This window comes from Pseudoalteromonas sp. MQS005 (genome assembly GCF_001661605.1).
GTDB classification, from domain to species: Bacteria; Pseudomonadota; Gammaproteobacteria; order Enterobacterales; family Alteromonadaceae; genus Pseudoalteromonas; species Pseudoalteromonas tetraodonis.
In genome coordinates, this window is record NZ_LYRQ01000005.1 from 87,595 (window position 1) to 112,384 (window position 24,790).

Annotated in this window: 18 protein-coding genes and 1 pseudogene; 6 read left to right on the top strand and 13 right to left on the bottom strand. The window is 38.9% G+C overall.

The window, feature by feature from the left end; all coding sequences use genetic code 11:
• Window positions 1–32: 32 nt before the first annotated feature.
• From A9479_RS03745 to A9479_RS03760, 5 genes are all read right to left on the bottom strand, one after another.
• The gene (locus A9479_RS03745) at window positions 33–434 is read right to left on the bottom strand and encodes a DUF6691 family protein (protein ID WP_064662724.1); all 402 of its coding nucleotides are present in this window, start codon (window positions 432–434) and stop codon (window positions 33–35) included.
• A 3-nt stretch (window positions 435–437) separates the two neighbouring features.
• Window positions 438–851, bottom strand: coding sequence for a YeeE/YedE family protein (locus A9479_RS03750; protein ID WP_036981994.1), 414 nt, complete (start codon window positions 849–851; stop codon window positions 438–440).
• A 3-nt stretch (window positions 852–854) separates the two neighbouring features.
• The gene (locus A9479_RS20055) at window positions 855–1,166 is read right to left on the bottom strand and encodes a hypothetical protein (protein WP_231893542.1); all 312 of its coding nucleotides are present in this window, start codon (window positions 1,164–1,166) and stop codon (window positions 855–857) included.
• Window positions 1,163–2,113, bottom strand: coding sequence for an OmpP1/FadL family transporter (locus A9479_RS03755; protein ID WP_231893543.1), 951 nt, complete (start codon window positions 2,111–2,113; stop codon window positions 1,163–1,165). The genes A9479_RS20055 and A9479_RS03755 overlap by 4 nt, the downstream gene beginning before the upstream one ends.
• Before the next feature lie 202 nt (window positions 2,114–2,315).
• Window positions 2,316–3,740: a sugar porter family MFS transporter gene (locus tag A9479_RS03760; protein ID WP_058155001.1), complete on the bottom strand. Its 1,425-nt coding sequence runs from the start codon at window positions 3,738–3,740 to the stop codon at window positions 2,316–2,318.
• 486 nt (window positions 3,741–4,226) lie between these two features.
• Here A9479_RS03760 and A9479_RS03765 point away from each other — a divergent pair, with 486 nt between their 5' ends.
• Both A9479_RS03765 and A9479_RS03770 read left to right on the top strand, forming a co-directional pair.
• The gene (locus tag A9479_RS03765) at window positions 4,227–6,383 is read left to right on the top strand and encodes an exonuclease domain-containing protein (RefSeq protein WP_064662725.1); all 2,157 of its coding nucleotides are present in this window, start codon (window positions 4,227–4,229) and stop codon (window positions 6,381–6,383) included.
• A 239-nt stretch (window positions 6,384–6,622) separates the two neighbouring features.
• On the top strand, window positions 6,623–7,150 hold the full coding sequence (locus A9479_RS03770; protein ID WP_064662726.1) for a sel1 repeat family protein: 528 nt from the start codon (window positions 6,623–6,625) through the stop codon (window positions 7,148–7,150).
• A gap of 2 nt (window positions 7,151–7,152) precedes the next feature.
• Here A9479_RS03770 and A9479_RS19610 read toward each other — a convergent pair whose 3' ends face one another.
• The 6 genes from A9479_RS19610 to dinG are packed head-to-tail and all read right to left on the bottom strand — an operon-like array spanning window position 7,153 to window position 11,969.
• Window positions 7,153–7,305: a YbaM family protein gene (locus A9479_RS19610; protein WP_081745130.1), complete on the bottom strand. Its 153-nt coding sequence runs from the start codon at window positions 7,303–7,305 to the stop codon at window positions 7,153–7,155.
• Window positions 7,298–7,570: a late competence development ComFB family protein gene (locus A9479_RS03775; protein ID WP_013465384.1), complete on the bottom strand. Its 273-nt coding sequence runs from the start codon at window positions 7,568–7,570 to the stop codon at window positions 7,298–7,300. The genes A9479_RS19610 and A9479_RS03775 overlap by 8 nt, the downstream gene beginning before the upstream one ends.
• A 50-nt stretch (window positions 7,571–7,620) precedes the next feature.
• A complete protein-coding gene (locus A9479_RS03780; protein WP_064662727.1) occupies window positions 7,621–8,508 on the bottom strand; it encodes a histone deacetylase in 888 nt (295 codons plus the stop codon).
• Window positions 8,508–9,116, bottom strand: a complete 609-nt coding sequence (locus tag A9479_RS03785; RefSeq protein ID WP_064662728.1) for a primosomal replication protein — start codon at window positions 9,114–9,116, stop codon at window positions 8,508–8,510. The genes A9479_RS03780 and A9479_RS03785 overlap by 1 nt, the downstream gene beginning before the upstream one ends.
• Window position 9,117: 1 nt before the next feature.
• Window positions 9,118–9,894, bottom strand: coding sequence for a TSUP family transporter (locus A9479_RS03790; protein ID WP_016898974.1), 777 nt, complete (start codon window positions 9,892–9,894; stop codon window positions 9,118–9,120).
• The gene (dinG, locus tag A9479_RS03795; protein WP_008109386.1) at window positions 9,894–11,969 is read right to left on the bottom strand and encodes an ATP-dependent DNA helicase DinG; all 2,076 of its coding nucleotides are present in this window, start codon (window positions 11,967–11,969) and stop codon (window positions 9,894–9,896) included. The genes A9479_RS03790 and dinG overlap by 1 nt, the downstream gene beginning before the upstream one ends.
• A 60-nt stretch (window positions 11,970–12,029) precedes the next feature.
• Here dinG and A9479_RS03800 point away from each other — a divergent pair, with 60 nt between their 5' ends.
• From A9479_RS03800 to A9479_RS03810, 3 genes are all read left to right on the top strand, one after another.
• Entirely contained in the window at window positions 12,030–14,378 is a 2,349-nt protein-coding gene (locus A9479_RS03800) for a DNA polymerase II (RefSeq protein WP_064662734.1), read from the top strand.
• A 402-nt stretch (window positions 14,379–14,780) separates the two neighbouring features.
• Window positions 14,781–17,435, top strand: a complete 2,655-nt coding sequence (locus tag A9479_RS03805; RefSeq protein WP_064662729.1) for a TonB-dependent receptor — start codon at window positions 14,781–14,783, stop codon at window positions 17,433–17,435.
• Window positions 17,436–17,541: 106 nt separating this feature from the next.
• A complete protein-coding gene (locus tag A9479_RS03810; RefSeq protein ID WP_064662730.1) occupies window positions 17,542–19,485 on the top strand; it encodes a S9 family peptidase in 1,944 nt (647 codons plus the stop codon).
• Window positions 19,486–20,081: 596 nt separating this feature from the next.
• On the opposite strand, the gene A9479_RS03815 is transcribed toward A9479_RS03810, so the two are convergent.
• Window positions 20,082–20,522, bottom strand: a complete 441-nt coding sequence (locus A9479_RS03815; RefSeq protein ID WP_064662731.1) for an energy transducer TonB — start codon at window positions 20,520–20,522, stop codon at window positions 20,082–20,084.
• An 86-nt stretch (window positions 20,523–20,608) separates the two neighbouring features.
• A complete protein-coding gene (locus A9479_RS03820; RefSeq protein ID WP_042153779.1) occupies window positions 20,609–21,583 on the bottom strand; it encodes an IS1595-like element ISPesp2 family transposase in 975 nt (324 codons plus the stop codon).
• A 245-nt stretch (window positions 21,584–21,828) separates the two neighbouring features.
• On the opposite strand from A9479_RS03820, the pseudogene A9479_RS03825 reads away from it, so the two are divergent.
• Window positions 21,829–24,701: pseudogene (locus A9479_RS03825) on the top strand (TonB-dependent receptor).
• Window positions 24,702–24,790 lie beyond the last annotated feature (89 nt).

The window sequence follows — 24,790 nt, forward strand, 5'->3', positions numbered from 1 at the left end:
CTAAGTGGCCGAGGCGTGCTCGGCGACTCATATTATACTTTTTTGGTCAGCCACATACCGCCAAGTACGGAAGCAAAAAATAACCAAAACTCTGTTTTAAGTGATACCAGTTGTACAAGCCCGGGGCCCGGGCACACGCCGCTTAAGCCCCAACCTAAACCAAATAAAATAGAGCCAGTAATTAACCGCGTATCGACCTTTTTTAAATCGCTAAGGCTTAGTTTGTCGTTAAACACCGGCGTGCCTTTTTTAGTGAGCCAAAACCATGCGCCCATCATAATGCTCATTGCAACAGCCATAACAATAATTAAGCTACCGTCCCATTGCTGATTAAAAGTGAGAAAGTTAAGCACTTTATCTGGGTTGGTCATGCCACTAATAATTAGTCCCAAACCAAATACGAACCCTAAAATAAGCGTAATAATTGCGTGCATGATTTACCCTACTAAATTAGCGGTGATAATGGCGATTGCCATAAATGTACAGGTTGATACCCATGAACGGGCCGAAAAACGAGACATACCACATACGCCGTGACCACTGGTGCAGCCATTCGCTAACGTGGTCCCCGCACCGACCAAAAGCCCTGCAATAATAATCATCCAAGGCGATAAGTTTAATTCGCCTACTAACAGCTCAGGGGCAAATAATTGTATAAATACACCTGCTAGTAATAACCCCATCACAAAACACAGTTTCCAACGAGAAGCTGCTGCCAGTGGATTAAAAATTGATTTTATAAGCCCTGAAATTCCCGCTACTTTACCAAATAAAACCAGTAATAACGCGCAGGCTAGACCAATTAAACCACCGCCAATAGCCCCAGATAGTGGTGTGAATTCGGTTGTCATCGTTTAAATCCTCCAAGCAAGGGATACACCCAATCCTGATTGTTCCATTGAAATTGATAGTTGTTGATTAGGCGCTAAATAGTTTGCACCTGTTACATTTTTAGAGGGTGAATAAAAAGCCATTGCGTTAAATTGCACCGCGTCACTAAGCGCATGACTAATGCCTGCTGTAAAATGCCATTCTTGCACACCGGGCGCTAAAATATTAAATAAAATGTCAGATGATGGAATGGGTTGCTCGGTATAAGAAGCACCAAACCTAATTTTTTGTTGCTCAGTGCGTTGCCATTGATAACCCAGTTTATAAATACTCATATCGTGCCAACCAAAGCCTGCTCCGGCTTCAGCCCTAGTGGCGCTGACATTAAATTAGTAATAGGGTTGGCGATACTTTTTACTTCACTGTAATTTATTTTTTGCCAATCAAACACCACTTGGTGCGATGGTAAAAACTGCCAAGCGGTACCTAGCTGAATAGAGCTTGGTAAATCAAACCCGCCTTGCTCTGCAAACAGGCCGCTGTAACGGTCAAATTCATCCATAGACACTGATGAACGGTAACTGGCGCCCCAGCTAAGTGACGAGTTAATAATGTGGCTGATCCCAAGTTGCATTCCAATGCCTGTGCTGGTATCAACGCCATTATTAGACAGCGCCTCTGGCTTTTGCGAAAAGGCGGCAAAATTTGCCAAACCTTGTGCTTCAAATTGTTGCACTACATAAATAGCAGAAACACCTAGGCGTATTTGCTCATTTAATTGATAGCTCATGGTTGGGCTGACAAATAACTGTTTTAATTCAACACCAGTGGTGCCGCCATAAAATGTGCCTTGAGGGGCAGAATCAGCCACATATTCTGTGTTCATTCCGCCGTTACCGTAAACTAATAGGCCAATATTAATGCGCTCATTTAGTTGATGGCCAATAGCAAATTCGGGAATTGCAAGTAAGCTGTTATCACTTTTTTTGGTGGTTGCGTCCAAATACAGTGCATTGGGAAAGTATTCATCGACCTTTGCAGCGGTGTAGTTACGCTCAGGAGCAAATAATTCTATGCCTACCGACATTTGCGTGCCGTTAGCTGAAAAAGTAGCCGGGTTATTTGCACCCGACATTAATTCTTCTGATAACGCTACACCAGCACCTGCCATGCCTTTGTGAGTCATACCGTAGCCATGAGTAAAATAGCCATTCGTTGCAAATACATTAAATGTGCTTAACGCAGAGGTGAAAACAAGGCCTGAGAGTAACTGTTTTTTCATTTAAATTGAGACTATGTAGAGAAAGTTGGCGAACAATAGCTAACTTTTTATATTCCAAAAAAGAACTTTAAAAGATTATATATACTAAAAAAGCATATTGTTTGTGGATGAGGAACAGGTAAATGAAAGGGCTTACAAAGGAGGGTTAAATACACTGGAGTAAAACAGCATTATTAAGCGCTATTTTACTCCAGCCAAGTAATTACATTGACTCTAACTTCATACCGCGTGTCTCTTTAATGTATTTAACTACAAAAAACACACTAATAAACGCCGAGAGGGTATAAAAGCCATAGGCGCCTGCTAAACCAATACTACCTAGCATGATAGGGAAGGTCATAGTAATAGCAAAGTTAGCTATCCACTGCGCACTAGCAGCAACTGCAAGCGCTGCACCGCGAATGCGGTTATTAAACATTTCACCAAGCAGTACCCACACAATTGGGCCCCAGCTTAAACCAAAAAATACCACAAACAGGTTAGCCATTATTAAAGCAAAGGTACCCATATTTTCGCTAAGTGCTAACTTGCCCGCTTCATCAAGGCCTGCACTGCCAAAGGTGTAGGTAAGTGCACTTAAACTAATAAACATACCTATACTACCTACCAGTAACAATGGCTTACGTCCCACTTTATCAACTAAAGCAATGGCAATAAAAGTAGACAAAATATTAGTGGTACCCGCAAGCACGTTTATAAACAGTGATTGTGATTCATCAAAACCAGCGGCTTGCCAAAGTTCTGAACCGTAATAAAATACCACGTTAATACCAACAAATTGTTGAAACACTGACAAGGCCACACCCACCCAAACAATAGGGTGTACCTTTTTACTGCCATCGATAAATAAATCGCGAATACTTGGTTTTTTATCGCTTTTCAGAGACTGCTTTACGTCATTGATTTGCGCATCAGCATCATCGTTTGAAATTTTATTAAATACAGTTTTAGCGTGTTTAAGCTTGCCTTGTGCGACTAAGTAACGCGGTGACTCAGGAATAAACAAGACCCCAATTAAAAATAAGCCTGCAGGAACCAGTTCAGCCCAAAACATCCAGCGCCATGCAGCTAAGTCTAACAGTAAAATACCCTCGGCACCGCCTGCGGCATTTGCAATTAGGTAGTTACTTAAAAAGGCAGCAAACAGACCCAGCACAATAGCAAGCTGCTGCAGTGTTGCTAAACGGCCGCGTAAGCTGGCAGGTGCTACTTCTGCAATATAAGCCGGCGCTAAAACAGATGCCGCACCGATACCTAATCCACCAAATAAGCGGTAAAAAATAAACTCAGCTGAGCTATCAGCAATACCAGAGCCAAATGCACTGATAGCAAATATAAGTGCAGTGACAATCATAATAGCGCGACGGCCAAATTTGTCAGCTAATGGGCCAGCAGCTAAAGCACCCAGCGCACAACCAAGTAAAACAGAGGCAACATTAAACCCTGTTGCTACACTGCTTGAGTTAAATGTATTACCTAATGCCGATACAGTGCCATTTATAACGCCTGAATCAAAACCAAATAAAAAGCCACCAATGGCGGCAACAGCCGATATAAAAATAACGTATAAAAGTGAGCACTTTGTCTGTGCGCTTTGCTCACCTTTAGTTGCATGCTGTGTTGTCATGTTGTTCAATCCTAATTTTTATTATGTGTAATGAAGTTAAAGTACCACTAATAATTTGCGGGCAACCTTAGCACAGAGTAATCACGCTAAAAAAGATATTTCAATAGTAATACGTATGCATAAATAAATTAATTGAGTTGCGCGAGGGTCTGTTTATCTTTTGAGATTGAAGTTTCAGCAGTGTGTTTGGTTTTTAAGCAAAATAGATCTTTTGCCATGTGAATGCCCGTAAATAGGTACTAACGCTTCGTTAATGTTAAACACGCACTGCTTGAAGGGTTCTGCTATCTACACAGGTGAAGATAAGGTGCAGGGTATAAAAAGGGTGCTCGGTTTTAACTTAGTTTATTAAGTAACAAACCTCGCTGAAATTAAAGCGCCCGAGATTGAATCAATTTAAATACTAAAAGGCTATTAATTCCTAATTGGGTTGCTAAAAGCGCTCAAATAATTATACTGTTTTTATATACAGTATTGGCGGTTTTTATGAGAAAAGAGTTACCAGCAAAATATTATTTGGCACATTTTAAAGAGCTAATAGGCTTTGTGAGCGATAAATGTATGCATTTACTTGAGCAAAAGCACATTACATTTATTAATAAAATAAACACCCTCGACGAGCAAAGCCAATGCATGCTAGCACGTATTTATTCTCGTAAGCCTTATTTAGTGCAAACTCAGTCATTAAATTATGAAGAGATTATTTCGCCTTATCAGTCACTTTTTAATTTAAAAACAGCCGGATTAGTATATGAACCCTCACAAGCAGACGCTAAGCAACTGCTTAGTCATCTAACAAAGCCGGCCTTAATTGAGTTGTTATCTCAACAAGAGCAGCCACCATTATTTAAAAAAAGTGCAGCTAAAAGTTGTTTAGTTGAAGTCGCTATTTCATTTTTTGAATCTGAGCCAGAGCGTCTTTCGCATTTGTATAATCAGTATGTGATCAATAATAGAGATGAGTGTTACCAGTATTTTGAGTTTTTGTATATTGGCAGGCTCAGTGCCGGTGATGTTAATCATCAAAATCGGTTTGTACTAAGAGATTTAGGGGTAACTCCTGTTAGGCAAGGACATCATGAAAGTTTGTCTCGCTTTGACTCAATTGAGGAAGCGCAATCTAACTATGTGTTAAACCGTTTTCGGTTAGCCGTTAAAAACGCGAAAGATGACAATGAAAATGAGACGTTAGCAAAACAGTTAATAAATGAATTAGCAGTAGGGGTTGTAGCTCGAGAGCTAAAGAATAAGTTATTGGTCATACTTTATAAGCAACTAAAAACAAGTAACCCTGTATTAGCGTTTGATGTACTTAATGCCTGCGAAGACGATGCGCACGCACTAGAAATTCAAATAAGAGAGCAATACCGTTTAGGTAATAAAGAATGGGTAAAGGCGCAACTTGAGAAAATTATAGAAAATCCGCTCACCGATGAGTTACTGTACTTTGCGGATGACTTTTTAATGCGCAAATTTAACAAGCAAACACGCTCACGGCTTAGTGAAATGTTAGCCAGTACACGCTGTATTATAGAAGTTGATGAACTTTACCGTGGCGATGTTGAGTTAGGTGTAAGTGATCACTACACTCGTCAAGGCAAGCAGGTTTTTTATACTGAGAATACCTTGTGGCAAAGCTTATTTGCGCTGGTTTTTTGGCAGGAACTTTTTATTGAAACCCCAACCCCCCCCTGCAACGAATTTGATATTTATCCGCAAGCCTTAAAAACAGATACATTTTATTTAAATCAATCCTCGCAATTAGAGGCGCGGCTGGCTGCGTGTAATAGTACCCAAAAATTGCTGCGTTTAGTGTGTAACCATGCAGCGAAGTATTATGAGCAACCAAATGGCTTATTTAGATGGCACAAAGATGTATTAAAGCCATTAGAGATGCTTATTTTAAACAGCCCGATAAATGCGCTATTAAGCCATTTAAAAAACATGGCAAAAAACTATCGACAATTAAAAGATGGTTACCCCGATTTAATGATTGTTGATAACAGCGCAGTTCATTTTGAAGAGGTAAAAGCGCCCGGAGACAAGCTTAAAAGAAACCAGCTAGTGAGCATCGATAATTTAAAAAACAGTGGTTTTAAAGTCAATATTGCAGCGGTGAAGTGGTATGTAGACCCTAACCGTGTTTATAGTGTAGTTGATATTGAAACTACAGGAGGCCTCAAAGGCGGTAACCGTATTACCGAAATTGGTATTGTTAAAATAAAGCAGGGCGAAATAGTTGATACATGGACCACATTGATAAACCCAGAGCGTCCCATCCCGCGTTTTATTACCTCGCTTACAGGCATTAACGATGCCATGGTAAGCAATGCGCCCATATTTAGCGAGATTGCAGCGCCGTTACTGAATCAATTATCAGGCAGTATTTTTGTGGCGCATAATGTTAATTTTGATTATGGATTTATTAAAAAAGAGCTTGAGAGGATAGGAATTAATTTTAAAATGCCGAAACTGTGTACAGTCGTTGAATCACGCAAAGCATTTAAGGGATTAAAGTCATACTCACTCGGTAATTTATCGGCACACTTTAATTTAGACTTAACCAATCATCACCGTGCATTAGACGATGCCAAAGCGGCCGCGCAGTTATTATTACTGGTTCAGCAAACGGACAGTCAGTGATAGATTTACGTCAGTTAAATGCATTGTGCGTAAAGTAAAGTACCTTATGTATAAATACAGGGTATTAAAAAATAGGTTTATCTATTTTTAATGGGCGATTAAAACTGCGCTTATAAAAATAATCGCTGTAAGCTTTGCAATCCCATGATAATATTAAATATATGTTAACAGGTTTTAGGGCAGATGCTTTAAAAGTGGTTATGTTTCTGAGCAAAAAAAATAATAAATTAAGGATAATAATGAATCATCAACGATTGAGTGCCACTTTGCTGGTATTGGTGGCTTTAATAACTGGCTGCAATTCGTCACCAGTCAGTCTTTACAGCGATAATACCATGAAGAAAAAAGAATATAATGGTGTTAAGGCATACAGAAAAGGGGAGTTTGAAGAGGCTTTTAACTATTTAGAAGAGCCCGCTGCATTGGGCTATAAAAGTGCACAATACACCCTAGCGTTTATGTTTTTAAAAGGGCAATATTTAGAGCAATCAACTAAGCTTGGTATGGGGTGGTTGAGTGTTGCTGCAGAAGCAGGCGTTGAAAATTGGTCACAACAATATGATACTTTTTATACTGCTGCGACAACACACGAGAAGCAAGAAATAGATGCAATTGTTGCCGTTTATATTGAGCAGTTTGGTGTTAAAGCTCAAAACATGACCTGCCGTAGGTCAACATCACCGAGACGAACATTCGGCGAAATTAAAATTGATTGTAATAAACACGATGGTATTGTCACCGTTCATGAAATACAAACAATAGAGTAAAGCTAGTTACTAACTAGCTTTTTCTCAAAGTCACTTTTTACGATATCGAGCGCTTTTAATACTTCTTCGGGCTCTACGTCGTGTTGCTCTAATATCATAATTAAATCAACAGCCAGTTTTACGTGTGTAGGGGCGTCTTCTAGCGGGTTACTCATTAATATCTTTCTTTTTAGCAATCTGATCAATCGCAAAATTAATAGCAAGTTCAACGCGTTGCTGCATATCTAAACGATCTGTTTGAGTTAAATAAAATGCCATATCTACATCGTATCGAATATAACGTGGGGGTAATTGATTGAGTACGGTACAGCAAAAGTCAGCCATTACATCGTCGTTGTAACGCTCATTAAGTTTACGTTTTTCTATTTCTTCTAAAACGAGCTTTTCGTAAAAGTTGTGTATGTCATCATCTAATCGCATATTCCTGTCACTCTTTTTTATTGTCTGTAATGAGTCTATACCAAGGACTGTTATAAATCGAGAGCCGCTTTAAATAGTTGCTTATGGACACTAACTAAATTGTTGATGTTACGTTGATAACCCCCACCTAAAGCGCACATAAGCGGGATGTTTCGCTGCTTACAAAAGTTAAGAACAGCAAAGTCGCGCGCGTATACGCCAGCCAAAGAAACATCAAATAAGCCAAGTTCGTCTTTGGTATAAATATCGGCGCCCGCATTATATAAAATAATATCGGGCTGGTGGAGGCGAACACATAACTCAAGAGCTTGCTCTAGTGTTGTTAAATACTCTGCATCTGTGGTGTTTGCAGGTAAGGCAAAGTCGTAGTTTGAGTGCTGTTTTTGCCGAGGAAAGTTTTGTTCACAGTGAATTGAGCAGCTAATTATGTGCTCATGGTGCTGGGTTATTTGTGCTGTGCCGTCACCTTGATGCACGTCACAATCAAATATTAATACGGTGTCGGCTTGCTCTGTTGCAATAAGGTGGGCTGCCGCAATGGCTAAATCATTAAAAATACAAAAGCCACTACCGTAATTGCTGTAAGCATGGTGGTAGCCGCCACTTAAATTAGCCGCTAAGCCGGTTTGCATTGCATTCTCAGCTGCTTGAATACTGGCACCAACAGAATAAAGGGTTCGCTCGACTAGTTCAGGTGAGTGCGGAAATCCCATTTTCTTCACCGCTTTGTCAGTCAACGACCCGTTTAAAAAGTCAGCAATATAATCTGAGCTATGGCATAAGCTTAACTGCGCTGTAGTTGCAGGCGAAGGCGATATAAATTGGGTGTAGCCTAAACGCTCTATTTCATGCTTAAGCTGCTGATACTTTTTTATTGGAAAGCGATGGCGCTCAGGTAACTCTAGCTGCGAGTACAGATGGTGGTAATAAAGCTGCATTAGCGTAAATGTTGTTTTTCTACTTGTTGAATTTTGTCTTCGGTGGCAGAAATTGCTTTTCTACAACGCCCGAGTCGCGCATGAGTAGTTAAAATTTCTTGATTAAGTTTTTGTGCTTGCGCAGGTGATGCTTTTTCCATTTGTAACTTACGCTCTTCAATCATCAGTACTAGGCGGCGTTCAAACTCATGGTTTTGTTTAAGCTCATCATATAACTCATGGGATGATTGCATGATTTTTTGCACTGCTTGTTTGTAAATAGGCTGTTTGGCACGAGGCTTATAATGACTTTTGTTTTCTTTCACCCAAATAGGGGTCGATTTAATTACATTAAAGACCGCTTGTACCTGACTAGCAATGCGCTCAAGTGCGTAAGTGTAGGCATGGCGGTGATCGCTCGGTGGTAGGCTGGCTATTTCATCTTCTATTTCTACTACGTAATCAACCAAGTTCATGCTTTTGGTGCTAAATACGGCTCTGTCAAATAAGCTTGGCTGTGCCTGCATATAACGGTTTTTAGCAAATAATTTTGCTTTATCAAATTGCTCAGCTTGTTGCTTAAGCGTAGCAACTTGTTGGCGTAGTTTGTCTAAAGCAGCAGATTGCATATTAAAAGTATGCCTCGTAAATTAGTTTTAACGCTAAAAGTATAACCATAGTATTAAATACTGGGCGAATAAATTTACTGCCAAAACGAATAGCTGAATGTGCGCCAAACCATGCACCAAGCATGATAAAGAAGCCCATTGTAATTCCCAGTAAAAAGTTAACATGGCCAAGTGCAACAAAGGTGATCAGAGAGATGAAGTTAGAAACAAAATTCATTGAACGCGCCAAACCACAATTGAGTAGCAAACTCATTTTATAAAGCATACCGTTTGAGGCAGTCCAAAAAGTTCCCGTTCCAGGCCCAGCTAAACCATCAAAAAAACCTAGGCTTAATCCTTGTAGCCACTGTTTTACTTTTATTGTGCGGGTTAATTTAGGCAGATCATCACTTTGTGTGGTACTTAAATTACCAAACAAGCTGTAGCAAGCCACTAAAATAATAATAATGGGTAAGAGCTTATTTAAAAACTCAATGCTTAAATGATCAACAATTAGTGTGCCTAACAAAGCACCTATGGCGGTAGCCATAATAGAAGCAAACCAAAATCGTGGGTTAAATAACTGTTTTTTATAATAGGTGATACTGGCCGTTAACGAGCCAAAACTGGCGGCCAATTTATTAGTGCCAAGCGTTAAATGAGGAGGCAATCCCGCCGTTAACAGTGCCGGTACAGTAAGTAATCCACCGCCGCCAGCAATAGCATCAATAAAGCCCGCTAAAAGTGCAACGCCACATAAAATAGCCCAAGTTGTTGGGTCGAGTGCAAGTTCAAACATCAGTAATCTATTTGTCTTTTAAAAGGTGGTAAGGTGTCAAGCATGGCTTTGCCATATCGTTTGGTGATTAAGCGTCTATCTAAAATAGTTATTGTGCCAATATCACTTTCTTTACGCAGCAGTCTACCACAGCTTTGTACCAATTTCTTTGCTGCGTCTGGCACGGTTATAGATAAAAATGGATTACCGCCTTTACTTTGCACAAACTCCGCTTGTGCTTCTTCGATAGGCGAGGTAGGCACCGCAAATGGAATTTTTGTAATAATTAGATTTTCTAAATATTTACCAGGTAAATCAAGCCCTTCAGAGAGGCTTTGGGTGCCAAATAAAATACTACCTTTGCCTTCATCAATATTTTTAGTATGTAATTTGAGTAAAGCTTCTCGTGACATTTCACCTTGTACTAATAAGTTAAATCCTTTTGTTCTAAGAAACTTACTTACATGGTCCATTTGCCAGTAAGAGGCAAACAACACTAAATTGGCTTTTTTAGTGTTTAGATACTCGGGTAATGTTTTCGCAATATGATCGCTAAATTCTTTATCTGTTGGCTCTATGCTCGATGCAGGAATTCGCAGAGTGGCCTGTTTTGGGTAGTCAAACGGAGAGGGGACTTTAATGAACTTTACCCCTTCTTCTTTAGCAAGACCGCTTTCATAGGCAAAGTGATCAAATGAACCTAGTGCGCTCAAGGTAGCTGAGCATAACACGGCTCCAGCACATTCGCTCCACAGCTTATCTTTTAAATAGTAACCGACCTCAATAGGGCAGTCGCTAAGCAGGTGATCATGATGGCTTTTATATTCAAGTCGTTTTATCCAACGCGCATGCGGTGTGCCTTCGCCTTTAGTGGCGTAACTAAACCATAATTTATTAAGTTGCTCTAATCGGTTTATGTATTGCCCGCTTTCAGCCAGAATAGGGTCGGCAACATAAGGTTTAATATCACCGTCGCTTACATCTTGGGTGAGGGTGTCGTGCATTTTATTTAAACACCGTAATGCATCAAGCGTGGCTTCGCTAATATCTTTTGCTTTTGCGTGTAACGATTTAGGAATTTCACCATGTTCAAAGCGATAGGTATCGTCTTTTGAATATTCAAAATCAGCGTTGTCGAGTATATCGCGCACCACTTTTAAATCTTTGTTTGCATCGTTAACGCTATCGCATAATTTAAAGTTTTGCCCAATACCTTTTTGCCCCACTAACACTTTGGCCATTTTGCCACTAAATTTAGTGAGTTTGTCGAGCCAATCTATCGTGCCTTTTATTGTAGCTGCAGCAGATGAAAAATCGCGGGTAATATGCGCAAGGTGATGCGCTTCATCGATTACATAAATGGTATTGTCGGGTTCGGGTAAAATTTTTCCGCCCCCTAAGTCTAAATCGGCTAACAGTAACGAATGGTTTATAACCAATACATCCATTTGCATTAACTGCTGGCGAGCCAGTTGAAAAGGACATGTTTGGTGTGCTTTCATCTGGCGTTGGCAGGCATGCTTATCACAAGCAATGAGCCCCCATACTCTATCAGGGATGGTATCGGCCCAGCTGTCTCTATCGCCTTGCCACTTTTTATTGATATAGGCATCGTAAAGTTGCTTTAAGCACTTAGTTTCCATATCACTTAATGGTGATGTAAGGGTAGGCATAAACTCCATTTGAGTTTGGCTATCACTATTTAGCGCATTATGAAGTTTGTGAGCGCAAATATAACGTTGGCGGCCTTTTACTAAATCAAATTTAAAATCGAGCCCTGAGTGCTTTTTAAAAAACGGCAGCTCTTTAGCGATTAATTGTTCTTGTAAAGCCACAGTAGCCGTAGAAATAACCAGTTTCTTTTTTTGTGCTAATGCCAGTGGTAGAGCGCCTAGACAGTAAGCTAATGACTTGCCGGTACCAGTACCTGCTTCAATAACACAAATACGTTGTTTTTTATGGTATTCACCGGCTAATGTTTTTGCTATTTCAGCAACTAGGTAGTTTTGACTACTACGAGGGCGGTAATCGGTTAGGTTATTTGCAACATGCTGGTGTACTTGTCTAATTGTTTTTTTAAGTGAGCTCGATAGCATGTGATGATTAACCTAAAATATGTATATAATTACAGTGTATATATTAAGTGGGATCGAACATTGACACAAGCAATCTATCAGGGCTTTATTTTATCAAGGCAACAATACACTGCTAAAAATGCACAAGGTATTACTTTGTGCTATTGGCTAAGCTCTGAGCAAGGCCCGATAAAAGTGACGATTGAAAATCAGCAAGCGTTGTTTTTCATCCCATTGGCTGAGCAAGATACTGCAAGTGCTCTACTGGCTCAGGCAAACATAAAAGCGCAGTTTAATAACGTTGAACTTTGTCACTTTAGTGGTAGTGAATGTGTAGCCTGTTACTTTAACGATATAAAAAGTGTATACACTGCACGAGCTCTTTTAGAGCAAGTAATGCCAATTTATGAAGCCGATGTGCGCCACAGTGACCGCTTTTTAATGGAGCGCTTTATTAAAGGGGGCGTATGGGTAACCGGTAATGCCAAAGCTCAAAACGGCTTTATTGAAATTAGTGAGGCAAAGCTAAAAGCAAATAACGAGTATACGCCAACGCTTAAGTCTGTTTCTTTGGATATAGAATGCAATGCCGATGGCGTGCTATTTAGTGTTGCACTGGTGGGAAATGGCCTAGATTGTGTATTAATGATAGGTGAGCCACAGCAGCAGAGCGACCCGACATTTGAAATAGATTGGTGCTATGACGAAATTAATCTGCTCACCAAACTGCAGCAGTACATCATAAATAACGACCCCGATGTTATTGTTGGTTGGAATGTTATTGATTTTGATTTTAGTTTATTGCAAGAGCGCGCTGAGGCGTTAGGAGTTACCCTGAGTATTGGCCGAGATAATCAACCTTTATATATTAATAAAGGCCATTACACTCGATTAACGCTTCCAGGGCGATGCGTAATAGATGGTATTGATACATTAAAGAATGCCACTTATCGATTTGATAGCTTTTCGTTAGCTAATGTTGCAGAGCGGGTGCTTAACGAGTCTAAATTAATAAAAGCTGATAACCGATTATCTGAAATTGTACGCCAATTTAATGAAGACAAGCTCGCTCTTGCTGCCTACAACCGCCAAGATTGTATTTTAGTTAATCAAATTTTCGAAAAACTAAAGCTGTTTGAATTTGCCATAGTCAGAACTCAAATCACTGGGCTCGAACTTGAGCGCATGGGTGGCTCAGTTGCTGCATTTACTAATTTATATTTACCGCTGTTACATCGCAGTGGTTATGTTGCTCCCAACTTAGGCGATCATGGGCTATCTTTTGAAAGCCCTGGTGGCTATGTGATGGAGTCGACCCCAGGGCTTTTTAAAAACGTTTTGGTACTTGATTTTAAAAGCTTATATCCGTCAATTATGCGTACGTTTTGTATTGACCCGTTAGGTTTAATCGCAGGGTTAAACGCACCAGAGCATGCTGTAGAGGGGTTTAATCAGGCGTTATTTTCAAGAACGCAGCACCACCTGCCAAAATTAATTGAGCACCTGACACAAACTCGCCAAGAAGCAAAAGACACTAATCAACCGATGCTCTCGCAAGCGATTAAAATTATTATGAATAGCTTATATGGCGTACTGGGCTCTAAAGGCTGTCGGTTTTACGACCCGCGTTTATCCAGTTCTATTACTTTACGTGGCCATGAAATAATGCAAACAACTCGTAAATGGATAGAAGCGCAAGGCTTTGAGGTGATATATGGTGATACCGACTCTACGTTTGTAAAACTTAGTGAAGATACCAGTCCTGAGCAATGCAACGAAATTGGTTGCCAACTTGTTCGACATATCAACGAAAAGTGGCAAGTAGAATTAAGGCAGCGTTATGACTTACAAAGCTATTTAGAAATTGAATTTGAGACCCATTACAGTCCGTTTTTTATGCCAACTATACGAGGTAAAAAAACGGGTTCTAAAAAACGTTATGTTGGTCAAGTAACCAAAAAAAATGAAAAAAAGTTGGTCTTTAAAGGTATGGAAACCGTTCGCAGTGATTGGACTGAGTTTGCACAAGAGTTTCAAACACAGTTATTCGAGACATTATTTACCGACAACTTCGAAATACAGCAACTGCACGATATTATAAATAGCTACACTCAAAAGCTTTATAATGGTGAGTTTGACCGTAAATTAGTATATAGAAAGCGTTTAGGGCAGCACCTTAACGATTATATTAAAAATATCCCACCTCACGTTCAAGCAGTTAAAAAACACAAAGCGAGCCATCCTGAGTTTGAAATAAAACGCGGACAAGTAATCGAATATGTTTACGCAATAACTGGCGCCGAACTTTATACCGGTAAAAACACCCTTAATTACCCCCTTTACATTCAAAGACAGCTTGAACCCGTAGCGCAAATGATATTAAGCGCTTTAAACACATCAACTGAATCTACCCAAGCTACATTATTTTAACTTAGCTATGAGAAAAACAGGTGTTTTATAGGTTGTTTTTCGATTTCAAGTTCCTATTTCGTATAAAATTTGTAAAATTTAAAGTTAACACTTGTGATTCCGATTACAAATTCATTTAAAATCGATACAAAATAAAAACCTCACAAAATAAATAATCTAATTTAAAATCAGTGTTTTAGGTTTTATTTTTTAAGCTGTTTCTAAATTAAAATCCAAAAAAAGCTTAAAAAACGAACTAAGCAAACGTAAAAATGATAACAAGAAGTCACTTAAAGTGCTTTTAAAGTTAATTTAATGTTGACCTCATTGTGAACAAAGTATTATCATCTGGAACATGATCACAATTTAATTAACAAAAGTGGTCAAAAATAAAAAAACAAATAGTATTCTAGGGAGAATCAAATGTTAAATAACAAAATCTCAAAAGCCGTTCGTTTAGCGATTGCTTTTGGTGCAGCTTCTACTGCTGCTTTCTCAGCAAGCTCAATTGCTGCAGAGGAAGGCGCAGACAAAGTTGAGCGTATTCAAGTTACAGGTTCGCGTATCAAGCAAGTAGACCTTGAAAACAGCTCTCCTGTAACGGTATTATCGGCTGTGGAAATTAGCTTGTCAGGTGAGCCAACTGTTGCAGATGTACTTAATAACCTAGCTGCAAACTCCTTTGGTTCATGGAAAGGTGTTTCAGGTTACGGTTCAGGTGCATCAGCAGAATCTAACATTAATTTACGTGGGCTTGGTTCTGACGCTACTCTTGTTCTTCTTGATGGTCGTCGTCTTCCAGGGTCAAGTTCATCTTCAGGTTCATCTGCGGATACTTCAATCATACCTATGGCGGTAGTTGAACGTGTTGAAATCTTACGTGATGGTGCATCTGCTGTTTATGGATCTTCTGCTGTTGCAGGTGTAATTAACATTATTACAAAAAAAGATTTCGAAGGTATAAATGCTAAATATGAATATGAATCACCAAGTGTTGAAGGTGGGACAAGCAAAACATTTTCTTTGACTTCAGGTTACTCTTCAGATAAAGGCAACATAATATTTACTTATGAGAACTCTAAGAGTGATGCTGTCTTCGACAGAGACGTATGGGCAACAAAATCTGATGATTATGTAGGTTTTAGTTCATATAGTCATGTGCCAAATTATAAAATTAATGGCGCTGGTAGCTTTCTTTCAAACTCTTCGCTTTGTGACTCAGCGCCCAATACAGTAAATGGTATAGATGCAGACGGCGTTGGTCGCTGTACATATAGTTATGGTGAAGTTACTAAGTTTTACCCTGATTCAGAGAACAATTCATTTTTAACAAAGTTCAATTATGAGTTGAGTGATAATTTAATATTCAATGCTCGCGCTATGGCGAGCTTTAATGAGACTGATGCACGTTTTGCAGGGACACCAGTTTCAACATCACCGATTTACATGGGCGCAGATAACCAATACAACCCTGAAGGGGAAGATATTCGACTTTATCTTCGTGCGGTTCCTTTAGGTGAGCGTGACACAAAGACCGAGGTTGTTACTACAGATATCGTATTGGGTCTTGAAGGTTTTGTAGATGTTGCTAACGGTCTTGATTGGGAAATTAATTACCAAAACAGTATCTCAAAAACAAACTCTTACGGTAGAAACCTAGTGAATGATGTTCTGTTCCAATCAGAGCTTGATACAGGTAATTACGACGTTTTAAATACCACAGGCATGAGCTTTGATGATTGGAATAGTCAAATGAATGACTTATACCAATATGCTGCTCATACTGGTAACTACGAAGGTCGTTACGAAAGCCAGCAAATCGATGGGTTAGTGTCAACGCTAATTTTTGAAGATGGTGATTTTTCGGTTGCTGGTGTTATAGGTGGTGAATTTGAGCAGATCGATTTTACTCAAATCAGTGACCCAGCGTCTGCTAACGGCTTTATCTCTGGCGGTTCTGGTGGTGATGACGTTTTTGCTGAACGTGACCGCACAGCAGCATATATGGAGATTCAAGCAGCTTTTCCAGCAAATGTAGATTTAACTGTTGCAACTCGCTACGAGAAGTATGAGCAATCAGGTCTAACTAACTTAGGTGAAAGAAGTACTACTTTCGATAAAGTTGTTCCTAAAGTTGGTCTTACCTGGCGTCCAACTGATTCACTATTATTACGTGGTTCTTGGGGTGAGTCTTTTAGAGCACCAAATATGGGCGAAATGTTTTCTTCTTATGCATTAAGCTTCCCAACAGTTCGTGATACAGCATATTGTGATGCAAATCCAGGTGTAGCTCTTGATGGATACTGTAGTGATGCAGGTGAGCAAGTTGCGACTTGGTTTGGTGGTAATGCTAATTTAACTGAAGAAACAGGCGACTCAACGACATTCGGTTTTGTATGGGATGTAATGGATGGTCTTGCAATTGAGTTAACTTATTATGATATCAACTATGAAAACAGAATTGATAGCGTAACTAATGCTGAGCTACTTCGTATTGAGCAAGAGGGTGGATTAGGTTCAACTCCTGATGCAATAGACCGCGGACCATCAGGTCAAATTGATTTCATGTATACTGGGTACATTAACAAAGCATCATTTGCTACTACTGGTTACGACTTTGCTACACGTTATACTTACGAAACTTCATTTGGTATTTTTGGAGCTAATCTAAATCTATCAAAGGTTAGTAAATTCGAAGAGAAAACTGATGCTGAAGCGGCTCCGTTTGATTATGCCGGTCTTCAAGATTACCCAGATTGGAAAGGTGATTTAGGAGTTAACTACTCTTATGAAGATTTCAGTGCTTCTTGGACTATGTTTTATGTTGGTAAGCAATCTTCTGGAAATGAAGAGTACGGCGTAGACTACTTAGCAGATGTACCTACTTATGTTAAACATAACTTACAGGTTTCATACACTGCTCCAACAAGTACTAAAATTTCTGTAGGTGTTAACAATGCTTTCGATAAGAAAGCTCCTACATACTACGATGGATTTAGAGATTATCGTGATTCAGCTTGGTCTTTATATGACCAAACGGGTCGCTCTATGTACCTTCGTTTAGAACAAACTTTCTAATATAGGTTTGTTTATAAGCTTGATGAATAAACCCCACTTTTAAGTGGGGTTTTTTTGATTGAGATATAGGCAATAATTACCTTTGTAATAGGGAATAGAGGGTATTATGAGAAGAATATTAAAGTTAATATTTCTAGTGCTTTTTAGCTCATATGTTCATACGGTGAATGCAGAAAGCGATTTTGTTGATGTAAAAGATTTTTTTAGAACGGCTAAATTTTCAGCGCTGCAGTTGTCACCAAATGGAAAATATATAGCATTACTTTCGCCAATTAATAACCGTAAAAACATAGTAATAATTGAGACAGATGGTCTTAAAAATGCAAAGCCAGTGACTAAATTTGATGATCAAGATATAGCTAGCTTTAGTTGGGCTAATGATAAAGAGATAGTCTTTACTTTAGACAGTGATGGCAATGAAGCTTTTAGCATTTATAAAATAAATGCTCATTCAAAACGTGCAAGAGTTGTTCAATTAGTCGGATCTCAGGTTGGCGCTTCGGGTATTCGTTCAGCGAGCATTGTTCATTTACTACCGAACGATCCCGAGCATATCATCGTTCAATATAATGGACGCAATATTAAAGCCCCAGATCTCTATAAACTGCCGCTTGATAGTAAGTGGGATAAAAGGCGTAAAAAAAATTATAAAATGCAAATTATTGCTAAAAACCCAGGGAGTTATCAAGGGTGGATGCTGGATAATGAAGGAGTAGTTCGTGCAGCTGTCTCAATTGAAGGCTTAAAAGGTCAATTGCATTATAAAAATAAAATTGAAGAAAAATTCAAAGTGTTGCAGGAGTTTAATGTAGATGACGCAAATATCTCTCCATTAGCTTTTGATTTTGATGATAAAACTATGTTTGTTGCATCTAATATTGATAGGGATACTGCTGCAATTTATCGCTTTGACCCAGAGTCAAATAAGTTAGGTGAATTAGTGTTTGCTCATCCTGATGTTGATGTTACTAATTTAATGTTATCTCGTAAAAAAGAGAAATTACTTGGTGTAGCTTATGTCGATGATTACGCAGAAACCGTATATTTTGATAAAGAAACAGCTGAAATGATGGCATCAATAGAAAAAAGCTTTGCTGGTAAACAAGTTAATATTATCAGTCAATCTGAAGATGAATCATTACGTATTGTCTTTGTTTCGAGCGATATAGATCCTGGTCAATACTACTTATTTGATCAAAAAAAGAATACGTTGAAGTCGTTAGTTGCAAGAATGGACTGGTTAGATAATGAATTATTGTCACCGATGAAACCAATCAAATTTACTAGTCGAGACGGTTTAAAATTAAGAGGTTATTTAACGACTCCTAAGAACTCAGTTGGTAAAAAGCTACCTTTAATTGTAAACCCACATGGCGGCCCTTATGGCATTAGAGATGTATGGGGGTTTAACCCAGAAGCGCAATTTTTTGCTAATAGAGGTTATGCGACAGTTCAGGTGAACTTTCGTGGTTCTGGCGGTTATGGAAAAGCGTTTCAACAAGCAGGTTATGGAGGTAAATGGGGAGCGGAAATGCAAAATGACATTACTGATACTGTAAATCACTTGGTAAAAAAGGGGATTGTTGATCCCGAAAAAATATGTATTTACGGTGCTAGTTATGGAGGCTATGCCACCGTTGCAGGGCTTGCATTTACTCCTGAACTTTATAAATGTGGTATTAATTATGTTGGGGTAACCGACGTTAGTTTGCTATTCGAGTCAATGCCAAAACACTGGGAGCCGCAAAAAGAACTGCTGAAAATTCAAATAGGCGATCCGGACGATGAAGCGTTAATGAAGCGTATGTCCCCCTTGCATCATGTAGAAAAAATTGTAGCTCCTTTGATGATTGCTCAAGGTGGTAAAGACCCTCGTGTAATTAAAAAGCATGCAACCTTACTAAAAGATGCATTAGAAAAACAGGGAATTAAGCTTTCTGATGATGAGTGGATTTTGAAAGAAAATGAAGGGCATGGGTTTCAAAAAGAGGAAAATAAATTTGAACTGTATACTAAAATGGAAAAATTTTTAGCTAAACACTTAGGGTAAATATCTTGATAGACGCATATCATACTAATTGATAAATCCCTCATATATCAATCTGAAAAATGAGAGTTACTACTTTGATAAATTACATACTTCTTTATGTAATAGTAACTCTCACTTTAACCACCATTATTCAAAAGTTTCTATTCAATATTTAATATAACTACCCATTTTATCTATTTTGATGCCCTCACTAGTGGCTCAATAGGCGATTTTTGTTGTTATAAAGATACTTACTTGAGCCTCTTTTTAATTACATAAGCATTTAGCGTACTTAAATATACCGAGTTTTCGTCGTTACCTAATAAAAAAATTATCACCATTTAACAATGTTCATTGAGTTTTGAAATTGAGGCTATCAAGTGTAGATATTATTTAAAGGAAAGCCGATATACAAACACGATATTCCTGAGTTCGAATTTTATACGGACTCTCAAAAAGAATGAACTCTATGATTCTCATAGATTATGATTAATTAAGATGAGTAAAAGAATAATTATTTGGCTCTATTATCGTTAAGTGTTGAATAATTTCTTTTGTGTGGGAAAACGTGGAAATTACTTATTATTCCCACGCTATTTTGGAAAGCATTTTAAATATTATTCACATTGAAGTTTTGCTTGTTCAGCACACCTAGCTTTTGCTTCTTCTTCAGAACTTCCACCCATACAAAAATCTAAGCGTATTACCTTTTCTTCGGCTTGGTTTGGCTGGCCTGAAACATTTTCCCAGCGCCACTTTTTTATGACCTTTTTAGCTGGTTTGAAAATAACTTTCTTAGGAATAGACGAAACTAATTCTATATCTTGTGAATTACCGTCTTCATCTACGGTCAGCTTAAAGACTCCACAACCAGCTATACCTTTCATAGCTAGATCCATAGGGTATCTAGGAGTGACTTGTTTAGTTCTAACCCATGTGGCAGCAGACTTTTCTGGATCTAGGTGAGTAAGCTTAACGTCAGCATAGTTATTAGCTTGAGCTACAGCAGAAAACTGCAACCCTAATATTGAACTTAATATTGCGATTCTCTTTTTCATTTTTTCCTTCCTTAGTATTTTTATTATCAATATGTAAGTACACATTAATGTAACAAAATCGCCTTCATAATCAAATAAATATAAATCTAGGCAACGAGGCCATAAGCAAGATTTTCGTCAATTAAGTATGCAAGCCTTACCTCTTTGTACTTATCTTTCTTGCTATCCATCATTCTCATCCAACCTAAGTAGTTTGGGAGATATTCTGTACCAACACCATTAAACCTTCGCATCCAGCCCCGTAAACGGCTCATATAGCCATTTACGTTCTGGATATGAAATTGACCACCGATCACTCGCTCACCTTTACTGACTATAGTGCGATAATGCTGGATATTTTCTTCCTTGGCGAAAGAACGATAGGCGTGTGCGCCATCGCTACAGAGAATACTGTCGTGATTTACTATTGGTCTCATTGCATTATGAATTTCATCGCTTGAATGTTCTTCAAGTACGAAGTCTGTTAAACCACCGCTTCTATCTACTACGATCAATACAGGGATTTTATCATCAACAGTACGTCTATCGCCCATGCCACCTCGTTTTCTAGGCTTACGATCATATATCGTCTGGTTGCCTTTAAAACTCTCCATGAAAAACATTTCATCAGCTTCGATGATTCCCGCTACTTCTGATGGTTTGCGCTGTGCTGGAGCTTTGAGGAATCTGTGTCGCCATCGAAACGCTGTAGTCTCTGCAACTTCTAAGAGTTCAGCAACTCGTCTAATTGGCAAGCCATCTAACATGTACTCTAGGTTCTTTGCCCAGAGTTCACGCTTTCTCAATCGAGCTAGAGGTGTTTTAGTTAAAGCATTAAAAGTTTTTCCACATGAAGAGTTTTTACATTTGAAGCGTTGTAAGCCAGCAGCCATGCCCCATTTTCCAATTTCCTCATTACCACAGTGAGGGCAAATAACATCATCGCCTTTACATTCATTGATCAGGTTATCAGTATCACCACGTTTGAGGTCTTCAACAACGTGATGGTGTAGCAATCGTTTTTGGTTATGTGTTAGCTTAGATAACGATTCAATTATTAGTGTGAATTGATTTTTCTTCAATGTCCCGACCTCTCTAGCTTTGGGACAATTAATTATAGTACAAATTCAGAGATCAACAACTAACGCAAATAGAGCCAATTATTTAGTCTCACTTTGTTGATTTAGAGTTTGATTTGTTGTAATTATGCAAACTGATTATTGGCTTGTTGTTTCTTTGGCAAGTTACTTATCAGGTATAAATATAATAATATATTAGGGAAATTGACATGATAAATAACAAAGTTTGAAAATCTGTTCGCTTAGCGATCGCCTTTGGCGCAGCTTCTACAGCTGCCTTTTCAGCTAGTTCATTTGCTGCAGAAGAAGAAAATGTAGAAAAAGTAGAGCGTATTGAAGTAACAGGTTCACGGATACTACGTGAAGGTGCAATTTCACCATGACCGGTTACTGTAATTACAGGTGAAGACTTGGTTAGCACTGGTGCGATGAATATCGGTGAAGTATTAAATAAACTGCCAGCCTTAGCTACTACTTATTCACTTGCAAACTCTGGTCGTTTTATCGGTACTGCTGGTATTAGCTTACTAGATTTACGCGGTATGGGCAGTGCTCGTACCCTAGTACTTGTTGATGGTAAGCGCCATGTTGCAAGTTCTCCAGGCACATCTTCGGTTGATACGAATACTATTCCAAGCTCTTGGATTGAAAAAGTAGAGATTATTACTGGTGGTGCATCGGCTGTTTATGGTGCCGATGCGGTAACAGGTGTTGTTAACTTTATACTAAAAAAAGACATCACTGGTTTTAATGTTTCTGCAACCAAAGGCTTTGCAGACAATAGCTCTTACCAAAATGAGAAATTTACTGTTTCTTATGGCCAAGACTTTGCAGAAGGCCGTGGTAATCCCGCTTTCTCTTTAGAGTACAACGCACAAGACTCATTAAATGCCCTTGATAACCCATGGACTGCAACATCCTACGCATCATTACCTTATGAAGTAGCAACAGGCCAAGCTCGCCCTGACGATCAACTCGATAGTGAAGATTACCCAGATAAAATCGTAATGCCAAATGCCGGTTACTACCTAATTTCCAATCAAGGTACTGTATGGAACCCGTTCACTGGTGGGATTATGAGCAAGTTCAATGGTGATAGTACCCTTGGTGATGTCTATAGTGGTCCGATTGCCGATTGCCGATTGCCGATTGCCGATGGCTCTTTTTGTGCGAGTCCGAGTTGTGATTACATTAATCTACGTCAATATTCAGAGATACAACCTAAATTTGATCGTATTAATTTTAATTTTAAAACAAATTATGATGTTACAGACGAGCTAAACGCATACTTTCAAGCTAAATACTCTAAAACAGAGGGCGAGAATGTAGGCAACCGTTCTTCCGTTTTTACTCTGGTGCAAACCTAATACAACGCGACAACGCATTTTTAACACCTGATGTTGCACAATTAATGGATGATAATGATTTGCCATTTATTGGTGTGAACAAAATGTTTAACGATATAGGTCGTCGTCTTGAAGAAAATACTCGTGAAACAACTCGGTTTGTAGCAGGTATTCAGGGTTATATCAGTGATGACTGGGCAATGGATATCTCTTTAGTGCATGGTAAGTCAGAAATTGAACGTATTAACGGTGCAAACGTTATTATGGATAATTATGCTAATGCGATTGACGCTGTGTTTGATGACAATAACAATATTGTATGTCGTGACGCAGCAGCTCGAGCTGATGGGTGTGTTGCTGCAAATATAATGGGTGACGGAGCAATTAGCCAAGAAGCTATTGACTATGTGACAACGACTTCAATTGGTACATCAGAAATCAAGCAAACTGTATTCAATGCAACATTTAGTAATTCGGCAATTTATGAACTACCAGCGGGTATGGTTGGTTTTGCTGGTGGTGTTGAGTACCGTGATGAGACAAGTGTGACGATTGAAGATGCCTTCGCTAAAACTGGGGCTACATTCTTTAATGCACTTGGTGAAACGGATGGTGGTTATGATGTAACAGAAGCTTTCTTCGAACTATCAGTGCCACTGATTGAAGATGTATTTCTAATAGATACATTAGTATTTGATACCGCGGTTCGTTACGCTGATTACTCTACTATTGGCGATGCAACAAGCTGGAAGTTAGGTCTTGATTGGACTATTACACCAGAGTTACGCGCTCGCTTTACCTTATCTGAAGCAATGCGTGCGCCTAATATCGACGAGTTATTTTCTGGTCAAAGTCAGTCTTTCGCAGGTGTTGACGATAGCTGTAAAGTTTCAGAGCTTGCACAATTAAGTGATGCAGGCCGAGCTATTCGCGAATCTAACTGTGCTGCTTTAGGTGTTCCAGCTGACTTTGATTCAAATTATGATAGTGCAACGCTAGAGACATTAGTTGGTGGTAACCCAGATCTACAGCCAGAAGAATCTAGATCTATTACAGCAGGTCTTGTGTACCAACCTGAGTGGTTAGAAGGGTTTAGTGTAACTGCCGATTACTGGGAAATTGATATTGATGACACAATCAGTGGCATTGGTTTCCAAACAATTATCGATCGTTGTGTAGATTCTCCAACCGGTATTGATAACCAGTTCTGTAAACTAATTACGCGTGACCCTAATACTAGTGAAATTACACTTCTAAAAGGTTTTGCGCTTAACATCGCACGTAGTCTTAACTCGGGTGTTGACTTTGAGTTTGGCTATGACTTCGACGCTTTAGGTGGTAGCTTCGGTACTAGCTTTATTGGTACTTATTTGATTGAAGCAAAAGACTTTCCATTCTCAGCTGAGCCAGAAAATTACACTGATTATGAAGGTGTTTTAGGTGATGAGACATGGCAGGGTAGTATCTCTGTTGATTATACATATGAAAACCTTGTTGTAGATTTCAGCACTCGCTTTATTAACGGTGTTGAGTTATACGATCATAAGTCTATCGAAACAAACCCGAATCCTTCAAATCAAATGCGTTACGGTTCATACTTTATAACTGATGCTTCAGTCGCTTATAAATTTGATAGCGGCGTAGGCTTTAAGTTAGGTGTTGATAACTTATTCAATCGTGGGTTACCGGGCTCAACAACTGGTACGGGCGCAGGTTCAGCGATTTATGACAATATCGGTCGTTTTGCCTACCTACAAGCTACTTACAAATTCTAAAGCTACTATTTATTAGTATAAAAATTTTATACTAATAAAGTTCCTTAGAATTGCTGGTAAGCTCAGTAAATAATTAAATACCCTTAATG